The organism is Sphingobium sp. (genome assembly GCF_035511395.1).
Classification (GTDB): Bacteria; Pseudomonadota; Alphaproteobacteria; order Sphingomonadales; family Sphingomonadaceae; genus Sphingobium.
Map to the genome: position 1 here is coordinate 1 of NZ_DATKFP010000039.1, position 8,717 is coordinate 8,717.

The window sequence follows — 8,717 nt, forward strand, 5'->3', positions numbered from 1 at the left end:
GCCGGCCAGCCGGGCAAGGCGCAACGCGGCGCTGGCGGCCTGCGGGGCCGGCAGCGACCGGGCGCGGAACGGTCCCTTGAGCGGCGAGGCAAGGTCCAGCACCGGATCGGCGATGGCGGTCGCGACATCGGCGTCGATCCACGATGTGCGTTCGACCAGCACCGGCAGCTCAGGATCGGCCGCCGCCAGTTGGTTGGCGAGCTTCAGCGTCTCGGCCCGCGCGGCGGAGATGAGGATGTCGGCTTCGCCGTCGGGATCGAACCCGCCGAGCGTAACCGCGTCGGCACCCTCGATCGCCATCAGCCGGATCGCGCCGTCGGGGGCGGTCAGGCGCACCGCCCAGCCCCGACGCAGCGCATCGATGGCGCGGGCGGCGTTGCGGGCGGCGGGATCGGCGGCCATCAGAAGGCGAACTCGGTGATGATCGGTATATGGTCGGACGGCTTGATCCAGCTCCGCGCGGGTTCGACCACGCGGTGGCTGATCGCCTTGTCCGCAACATCCTTCGTCATCCACATATGGTCCAGCCGGCGGCCGCGATCCGATTCCGCCCAATCCTTCGCGCGATAGCTCCACCAGGTGTAGAGCCGCGCCGGGGCCGGATGGAAATGGCGGGCGATATCGACCCAGTCGTTCGACACCTGAAGCCGACCGAGAATCTCGCATTCGATCGGCGTGTGGCTGACGACGTTCAGCAATTGCTTGTGGCTCCACACATCGCATTCCAACGGCGCGATATTGAAGTCGCCGGTCAGGATGGTCGGCTTGTCCTCCAGGTCGGAGGACCACTGGATCATGCGTTCGAGGAAATCGAGCTTCTGCCCGAACTTGGGATTCACCTCCCGGTCGGGCACGTCGCCACCGGCGGGGACATAGACATTCTCGATCCGGACGCCATTGTCGAGCCGCACGCCGACATGGCGCGCCTCGCCATTGGCCTGCCAGTCGAGCCGGTCGTCCTCATGGATCGGCACCCTGCTCATGATCGCCACGCCATGGTGCATCCGCTGCCCGTTCAGCACCTGATGGACATAACCCAGCCGCCGGAACATGTCGGTGGGGAAAATCTCGTTTACCACCTTCGTTTCCTGAAGGCAGAGAATGTCGGGCGCTTCCTGCCGCAACAGCTGTTCGACGATATCGATGCGCGCGCGGACGCTGTTGATGTTCCAGGAGCAAATGGAAAGGGTGTCGGCCATGAATGCCGCACTAGGAGCGCGCGAGATATTGCGCAAGCGCCGGGCAAAGTAAGACCCCCGCTCCGGGGGCGTGGAACGGGGGTCTCGATCGCGCCCTTGAAGCGCTTTGCGACGAGAGCTGGGGCCGGGTAACAGGGGGGAAATCCCGGTTTGTCTCTCGTCGTGGGTTCCTGATTAGCGCCCTTCATATGAGCGGCAGATGAACGAAAATGAAAGTTTTTCGGGCTGTCCCGCGGGGCGCTCGGGCCACCCCGCGATCCTATGGGATCAACCGCCTGCCGAACGGCCTTTGGGTCGCGGATCGGTCCAGCGGAAGGCGGAGTCGGCGACCGGTACGCCGTAACGCTGGTTGGTCAGGCGCACCGCCGTGCGATTATTCTGCGAATCGAGCGCCACCCAGCCATAAAGTTGGAGTCCCGCCGGGCTGGCCGCGTCCCGTTTGAAGATCATGCTGATGGTGCCATATTCGGGCCGCTTGGGATCGCGCACCTGCACGCTCAAGATCGACGGATCGCCGGTCTGCACCATCTTGCCATATTTGGACAATTTGGTGGGATCAAGCAGCGCGCCCAGCGGCGAATTGCCGATCGGCCAACGCTGCACCTGCCGTACTTCATAGTCGATCATGGTCAGGGCCTTGCCATCACCCACGATCAGCAGCGGTATGCCCTTCTGATACTGGAAACGGACCTTGCCCGGCTGCTTGATCGTCAATTGGCCTGTCAGCGTCTGGCCATTGCGGTCCGTCTGGCTGAAATCGGCGGTCAGGGTGGTGAGCGCCCGAATGGCAGCATCGACCTTCGCAAGGTCGGACTGATCCTGCTGGCCGACCGCCGCGGTGGTCGGGACGACCAGCGGCGCGGTAACGGCAAGGGCAAGCGCGAGGGGCGCAAAGATGCGCTTCATCGTGTTCAACTCCATCTGTTCTGGAAGGATGGGATTAGGCGGCGGGGCTTGAACCCGCTGTGAACCCGCCTGTTCCGAAATAGACAGCATCGGGGGATGGGGGAGAGCATCCGCTGGATATCTGGCACTGGATATCGGGACAAGCTCCATCCCCCATGCTCCCGCCTCGCCATGCCGGTCTGTCCGGCGGCACCGCTCCAATTTATGTTATCGGCGCGGCAGCAGCAGGGCACGCCTAGACGCTTTCGGTGCCAAAAAAAAGGCCGATCTGACGACCGGCCTTGAAAGTTTTTAGGAGAGGATGCCTGAAAGGCCCGTTCCCTATGTCCGAACCGGTTCATTCTCGCAAATGCGAAAGGCAAAACGACGATTGCGTGACGTGCAATCGTCCCCGATCCAGGCCGCCTTTCCGCCGATTCAGATGGGATTGCCATTCTCGTCGCGCAGCACTTCGCGGCGGCCGACATGGTTGGGCGGGCCGACCAGCCCTTCCTCCTCCATTCGTTCGATCAGGCGCGCAGCCGAGTTGTAGCCGACGCGGAGCTGGCGCTGGAGCCAGCTGGTCGACGCCTTCTGGTTCTCGAACACCAGCTGGCATGCCTTGCGGAACAGCTGGGCATCGGGGCTGTCATCGCCCAGGTCCACGCCGTCGAGCGCGAAGCTGCCCTCTTCGGGTTCCTCGGTGACGGCCGAGATATAGTCGGGCTGGCCCTGCGCGCGCCAATGGTCGGCGACCACCCGCACCTCGTCATCCGACACGAAGGGGCCATGGACGCGGGTCAGCCCCTTGCCGCCATGCATGTAAAGCATGTCGCCCTTGCCCAGCAGCTGTTCGGCCCCCTGTTCGCCCAGGATGGTGCGGCTGTCGATCTTCGACGTCACGAAGAAGCTGATGCGGGTCGGCAGGTTCGCCTTGATGACGCCGGTGATGACGTCGACCGAGGGACGCTGCGTCGCGAGGATCAGGTGGATGCCGGCCGCGCGCGCCTTCTGCGCCAGACGCTGGATCAGGAACTCGACTTCCTTGCCCGCCGTCATCATGAGGTCGGCCAGCTCGTCGACCACCACCACGATCTGCGGCAGCGGCTGGAAATCCAGCTGTTCCTCTTCATAGATGGGCTTGCCGGTTTCGGGATCATAGCCGGTCTGGACGCGCCGGCCGAGCGGCTTGCCCTTGGCCTTCGCGGCGCGAACCTTCTCGTTATAGTTGGCAAGGTTGCGGACCGAGATCGACGCCATCATGCGATAGCGATCCTCCATCTGTTCCACCGCCCATTTGAGCGCGCGGATCGCTTTGGCCGGCTCGGTAACGACCGGCGAAAGCAGATGCGGGATGTCGTCATAGGTCGACAGTTCCAGCATCTTGGGATCGATCATGATCAGGCGCAGCTGGTCCGGCGTCATGCGATACAGCAGCGACAGAATCATGGCGTTGAGGCCGACCGACTTGCCCGAGCCCGTCGTACCCGCGATCAGCAGATGCGGCATAGGGGCAAGGTCGGCGATGATCGGTTCGCCCGAAATATTCTTGCCCAGGATGATCGGCAGCGTGGCTTCCTGCATGAACTGTTCGCTGGTGATCAGTTCGCGGAAGGACACGCCCTCGCGGTTCGCATTGGGCAGTTCGATGCCGATGACGGTGCGGCCGGGAATGGTCGCCACGCGCGCCGACAGGGCCGACATGTTGCGGGCGATGTCGTCGGCCAGCGCGATCACGCGGCTCGCCTTGATACCGGGCGCCGGTTCCAGTTCATACATGGTGACGACCGGGCCGGGCCGGACCTCGACGATATTGCCCTTCACATGGAAGTCGTCGAGGACCGATTCCAGCAGGCGGGCGTTACGCTCCAGCGCGGCCTTGTCGATCTTGCCGCCCTGGCTCGCGGGAATGGGGTTGAGCAGGTCGGGCGACGGCAGCGAGTTGTTGCCGAACAGATCATCCTGCGACACCGGCGCCATGCTCCGCTGCGCCGGGGCGGGCTTGGGCGACTGGATGGTGATCGGTGGCTTGGGTTCGTTCGACACCTGCTTGCGCGGCGCGATGACACGCTCGGCCCGGTCATCCTCCTCGTCCTCGTCACCCTCGACCGCGGCAGCGCCCGCTCCCGCAAAGGCCAGGCTGGGTCGCGGCAGGTTGAACCGAGGCAAGGCCGGGCGACGCAACGCGATGATCGGCCTTTCCAACGCAAGACTGCGATAACAGGCGACAAGGCCCCCGATCAGCGAAATGAATATCAGCACACCCTTGATCCAGGGCGCTGCGGCGGGCGCCTGCGCGGTCAGGCTGGCGATCCCCTTGGCGGTGACGAGGCCGATCACGCCGCCCCAGCCGGCGGGCAGGCCGACCAGCGGATCGGTCTGGAACAGAGCCAGAGCGATACCGATCAGGACAATTCCGAACAGGCATTTGCCGAACTGCGCCTTCCACCCGCTCATATCCTGATCGCCCCATAGGCGACGCGCAGTCACCGCCATCAGCGGCAGGATCAGCGCCACCGGAACGCCCAGCAGCCAGAGCAGGAAATCCGCCGCCCAGGCGCCGGGCGCCTGCATGATGTTGGCGACATGCTCGCCCGCGACCGTGTTCATCGACGGATCGCTGGGGGCATAGCTGAGCAATGCGAGCGCCAGGAACAGGGTCGCCAGCATCAGCGTGATCGCGCCGATCAGCGCGCCGCTGCGAATGAGGCTGCGCTTCAGCATTTCGCGCCACTCCGGCGATCGTTTCACGGTGCGGCCAACGGCCATAAAACTGCATGTCCCCCAAATGTTCCGGATCGGCACAATGCCTCCGGGCGTGACTCCGCGTCAAGTCTGCCGCCCTTCGGCTCGTCCCGAAGGTCAGGATTTCAGGACGCAGCCAGCGCGCCCAGCGCATCGCCATCGACGCGCTGTACGGTCCATTCGTCCATCGGCTTCGCCCCGATCGCGCGATAGACGGCGATGGCCGGTTCGTTCCAGTCAAGCACCGACCATTCGAGCCGGGCGCAGTCCCGTTCGATGGCCAGTTGCGCGAGGCGCGCGAGCAACGCCTTGCCAGCGCCCAGTCCGCGCGCCTGCGGCAACACGAACAGATCCTCCAGATAAATGCCGGGACGACCCTCGAAGGTCGAGAAATTATGGAAGAACAGCGCAAAGCCGATTGCCGCGCCATCATGCTCGGCAATCAGCACTTCTGCCATCGGGCGCGGCCCGAACAGATAGCGCGCCAGCGTCTCGCGATCCGTCTTCACCTCATGCGCCAGCCGCTCATAGTCGGCCAGCGCCCGGATGAAGGCATGGATGGTGCCGATATCGTCGGCCACCGCTTCGCGAATGATGATGCTCATGCCGTCCCCGCTTCCACATGGGCGACATTGGCCCGTTTCGTGCGCGCCGCGATAAGGCAGCCGGCGACGATCAGCAACGCCCCCGCCACGGTCGTCCCCGTCAACTGGTCGCCGAATATCAGCCAGCCGATGATCGCCGCCCAGATGAAGGCGCTATATTCGACCGGGATCAGCCGCTGCGCCTCCGCCCGTGCATAGGCCCAGGCCAGCGCCGCAAGCGAGGTGAAGGCCAGGGTTGCGGCCAACAGCACGAGCGGAACGGCCTTGACGGGCGGAATGATCGCCAGCCAGGGTGCGCCGGCCGCGAACACGCCCAGCATTACCAGATGCTGGAAGAAGGCGACCTCGATCGGGGAAGCGACCTGCGCCTGCTGCCGCTGGATGATGAGGTTCCAGGCGAAAAAGACCGCCGATCCCAGCACCGCCAGCGCGCCCAGCAAGGCGTCGGCGTCATAATCACCCTGCAAACGCCCCGACAGGATCACACCGACACCAACCAGCCCCAGCAGCGACGCACCAATCGCTTCACGGCCGACGCTTTCCTTGAGCAGCAGCGCCGCCAGATAAAGGGCGATGAGCGGCGCGATGAACGACAGGGCAATGGCTTCGGCCAGCGGCAATCGCATGATCGCCCAGAAGAAAAGCGCAGCCATGAAGGCCACCACTGCGCCGCGCAGCAGATGAATGCGCAACACCATCCGCGACGGCCAGCGCTGCCGGGTGAGCAGCATAAGAACGAGGCCGAGCAGACTCCCCGTGACCGCGCGCCAGAACAGCGCATTATAAAGGCCGATGGAGAGGCTAAGCCCCTTCATCGCCGCGTCCATCACGGAAAACAGCGCGACGCCGAGGCAACAGATGGCGAAGGGGATGGCGATCCCCCGCGATGCCCCGGTCATGACTGGGCCATCGGCCTATTCCGCCGCCTGCACCTTGCCGGCGTCGGTCGTCTCGGCTTCCAGCTTCTCCGCCTCGATCGCCGCCGCCTTGGCCTCGACCAGCTTCACGATATGGTCGACCATGTCGGCATCCTGGATCGTATGGTCGGTGACGCCCGACAGATAGACCATATGCTTGCCGTTGCCGCCACCGGTCAGGCCGATGTCGGTCTCGCGCGCTTCGCCGGGGCCGTTGACGACGCAGCCCAGCACCGACAGCGACAGCGGCGTATTGATATGCTGCAACCGCTCCTCCAGCGCCTGTACGGTGCGGATCACGTCGAAACCCTGCCGGGCGCAGGACGGGCAGGAAATGACCTTCACACCGCGCGTGCGGATGCCGAGCGATTTCAGGATTTCATAGCCGACCCTGACTTCCTCCTCCGGTTCGGCTGACAGCGACACGCGGATCGTGTCGCCAATGCCGGACCAGAGCAGGTTGCCGATGCCGATCGCGCTCTTCACCGTGCCGCCGATCAGGCCACCCGCTTCGGTGATACCCAGATGCAGCGGACAATCGACCGCTTCGGCCAGCTGCATATAGGCCGCGACGGCGAGGAAGACGTCGCTCGCCTTCACCGCGACCTTATATTCGTGGAAATCCTGATCCTGAAGCAGTCTGATATGGTCGAGCGCGCTTTCGACCAGCGCCTCCGGACAAGGCTCGCCATATTTTTCGAGCAGATCCTTTTCGAGGCTGCCTGCGTTGACGCCGATGCGGATCGAACAGCCGTTGGCCTTGGCTGCATCGACCACTTCCTTCACGCGGGCTTCCGACCCGATATTGCCCGGATTGATGCGCAGGCAGGCCGCGCCGGCATCGGCCGCTTCCAGCGCGCGTTTGTAATGGAAATGGATGTCCGCGACGATCGGCACGCGGACGGCGCGAACGATCTGCTTGAGCGCCGCGGTCGATTCCTCGTCGGGGCAGGACACGCGGATGATGTCGACGCCCGCATCCTCGCACCGGCGGATCTGGTCGATCGTCGCCTTGACGTCATGGGTCAGCGTGTTGGTCATGGTCTGGACCGTGACCGGCGCACCACCGCCGACGGGAACATTGCCGACCATGATCTGCCGCGACTGCCGCCGCGCAATGTCGCGCCAAGGGCGCAGGCCGGGATTATGATCGGACATGAAAAAGGGGCTCCGTACTCTACGAAGCCCCTATAGGGATTTTTGGTGACGGTTAGAAGCGCTGCGTCCCCGGTTTCAGCTTTGCTGAAACGACCGCACCGTAAAACTCAGAAACGAAGCGTGACCGACGCGGCGACCTGGTCGGCATTGCCGCTGGTCTGCGCCAGGGTGGTCGCAGTGACGGTTGCGGGCGCGGGATAATAGCCGTCCGGACGAATGATGTTCGCCTTCTCGACGAAGGTGTGGGCGTAGCTGACATTCAGTGCCAGCGCCTGCGAGACGTTCCAGGTCGCACCGCCGGTCAGCCAGACGCGATCGCCGTCAGGCACGCGGGTGGTCAGGTGCTGCGGATTGGTCGGGCTGCGATCGAACATGGTGCCGGCGCGCAGGGTCAGGGCCGGGCTGACATCATATTCGCCTCCGACGCTGACCGAATAGCTGTCCTTGTAATCCAGTTCCTTGTTCGTCGTGCCGGTGGCGGAGGTCACGGCGATACCCTTGAACTTCGACCAGTTATACCATTTGCCGGTGATCATCGCGCGCAGTTGCGGCGTCAGCTTGTGCATCATACTGACGGTGACGATGTCGGGCAGGTTCAGCGGCGCGGTCGCGTCGAATTCGCCATTGCCCGTCGCGATCGGACCAAGCAGGCCCGACACGGTCTGGGTGCCGGCCAGCTTGTGCTTGATACCGGAACGATAATGGACGCCGAAATTGGTGTCGCCCGTGGTGTAGAACAGGCCGGCATTCCAGCCGACCGACCAGTCGTCACCCTTCAGCTGGGCAAAGCCGTCGGTCGGAGCCAGCGGCGACAGCTGCGGCAGGGCGTTGGTCAGGTTCGCCTTCACATATTGCACGTCGACGCCGCCGCCGATCGACAGATTATCGGTCAGCTTATAGGCGGCTGACGGCTGGATATTGTAGGTTTTGAGGTCGGTGTAGATCGAGTCATAGCGGCCGAAGAAGCCGTCATCATATGCCAGCTTCAGGCCGAACGGCGCGTTGACGCCCAGACCGACCCACAACCGGTCGCTGACCTGCGCGCTGGCATAGAAGCTGGGGATCGGAATCACGCTCTCAAACGGCTGGCCACCGTCATTGCCGCCGACCGGCACGCGGATGTTGGAGCCGGGCACGGAGCGGTAGGTGCCGCGATTGGTCTGGTGTGCCGACGCCATCAGCGCGGAGCCGCCGATCGAGGTCTGGAT

Annotated in this window: 7 protein-coding genes and 1 pseudogene; all 8 read right to left on the minus strand. The window is 64.2% G+C overall.

The genetic code is table 11. The features are described from left to right. Positions 1 to 402 (minus strand): annotated as a pseudogene (locus VMR39_RS01900) (GTP cyclohydrolase II); the annotation flags it as partial. Beyond that, the gene (locus VMR39_RS01905; RefSeq protein ID WP_325413795.1) at positions 402 to 1,199 is read right to left on the minus strand and encodes an exodeoxyribonuclease III; all 798 of its coding nucleotides are present in this window, start codon (positions 1,197 to 1,199) and stop codon (positions 402 to 404) included. The gene VMR39_RS01905 and the pseudogene VMR39_RS01900, both read right to left, overlap by 1 nt. 267 nt (positions 1,200 to 1,466) lie before the next feature. Next, positions 1,467 to 2,105 carry an outer membrane lipoprotein carrier protein LolA gene (locus VMR39_RS01910; RefSeq protein WP_325413797.1) on the minus strand — a complete coding sequence of 213 codons (639 nt, stop codon included), beginning with the start codon at positions 2,103 to 2,105 and terminating at the stop codon, positions 1,467 to 1,469. 417 nt (positions 2,106 to 2,522) lie between these two features. Continuing rightward, positions 2,523 to 4,853, minus strand: a complete 2,331-nt coding sequence (locus VMR39_RS01915; protein ID WP_325413799.1) for an FtsK/SpoIIIE family DNA translocase — start codon at positions 4,851 to 4,853, stop codon at positions 2,523 to 2,525. Positions 4,854 to 4,954: 101 nt separating this feature from the next. Then, positions 4,955 to 5,434, minus strand: a complete 480-nt coding sequence (locus VMR39_RS01920; protein ID WP_325413801.1) for a GNAT family N-acetyltransferase — start codon at positions 5,432 to 5,434, stop codon at positions 4,955 to 4,957. Beyond that, positions 5,431 to 6,333, minus strand: coding sequence for a DMT family transporter (locus tag VMR39_RS01925; RefSeq protein ID WP_325413804.1), 903 nt, complete (start codon positions 6,331 to 6,333; stop codon positions 5,431 to 5,433). The genes VMR39_RS01920 and VMR39_RS01925 overlap by 4 nt, the downstream gene beginning before the upstream one ends. A gap of 15 nt (positions 6,334 to 6,348) precedes the next feature. Then, complete coding sequence (ispG, locus tag VMR39_RS01930) at positions 6,349 to 7,509, minus strand: flavodoxin-dependent (E)-4-hydroxy-3-methylbut-2-enyl-diphosphate synthase (protein ID WP_325413806.1); 1,161 nt, start codon at positions 7,507 to 7,509, stop codon at positions 6,349 to 6,351. A 107-nt stretch (positions 7,510 to 7,616) separates the two neighbouring features. Beyond that, the coding region (locus VMR39_RS01935; protein ID WP_325413808.1) for an OmpP1/FadL family transporter at positions 7,617 to 8,717 on the minus strand (1,101 nt) is incomplete at its 5' end.

Excerpts from the sequence above, each read along its gene's own strand:
- VMR39_RS01925 (WP_325413804.1), bottom strand. The coding sequence starts at position 6,333 with ATGACCGGGGCATCGCGGGGGATCGCCATCCCCTTCGCCATCTGTTGC.
- ispG (WP_325413806.1), bottom strand. The coding sequence starts at position 7,509 with ATGTCCGATCATAATCCCGGCCTGCGCCCTTGGCGCGACATTGCGCGG.
- VMR39_RS01920 (WP_325413801.1), bottom strand. The coding sequence starts at position 5,434 with ATGAGCATCATCATTCGCGAAGCGGTGGCCGACGATATCGGCACCATC.
- VMR39_RS01910 (WP_325413797.1), bottom strand. The coding sequence starts at position 2,105 with ATGAAGCGCATCTTTGCGCCCCTCGCGCTTGCCCTTGCCGTTACCGCG.
- VMR39_RS01915 (WP_325413799.1), bottom strand. The coding sequence starts at position 4,853 with ATGGCCGTTGGCCGCACCGTGAAACGATCGCCGGAGTGGCGCGAAATG.
- VMR39_RS01905 (WP_325413795.1), bottom strand. The coding sequence starts at position 1,199 with ATGGCCGACACCCTTTCCATTTGCTCCTGGAACATCAACAGCGTCCGC.